This window comes from Klebsiella sp. EMBS2024, assembly GCF_036233805.1.
In the GTDB taxonomy this organism is placed as follows: Bacteria; Pseudomonadota; Gammaproteobacteria; order Enterobacterales; family Enterobacteriaceae; genus Klebsiella; species Klebsiella pneumoniae.
In genome coordinates, this window is sequence record NZ_JAZARW010000001.1 from 2,721,223 (window position 1) to 2,721,582 (window position 360).

Annotated in this window: 1 protein-coding gene; it reads left to right on the forward strand. The window is 33.1% G+C overall.

What is annotated here, in order from left to right:
• Window positions 1-133: 133 nt before the first annotated feature.
• Window positions 134-256 carry a small membrane protein gene (locus VZP09_RS12595; protein WP_328795182.1) on the forward strand — a complete coding sequence of 41 codons (123 nt, stop codon included), beginning with the start codon at window positions 134-136 and terminating at the stop codon, window positions 254-256.
• Window positions 257-360 lie beyond the last annotated feature (104 nt).

Genomic DNA, 360 nt, shown 5'->3' on the forward strand with positions numbered 1-360 from the left:
ATAAAAAACATTACACTCTGTAGGAATTTTCCTAAATCCAGGATATGTTAGAGCAAGNCATGCTACAGCACAAAACNGGCGCATTGCTTATCAACCTAATAATTTAATCAACATACGCTATGTGGTAGATATTATGGAAAACCTATTTTTCTTAGTGGTGGCTGCCATACTACTTGCTATTTCCGTTTATTTTTTAATTTNTTATTTAAAAGACAGAAAAAAAACGAAACTGACGTTTAATAAACGCAAGTGGTAAGGCCCGCTCCGTATTACAATTAGATTAAGATAATATTAAGAGATAAAAAAATGATATGACAGAATGACTATTCATTCTGCGTTTTGGCATGGCCTTAAGGCAAG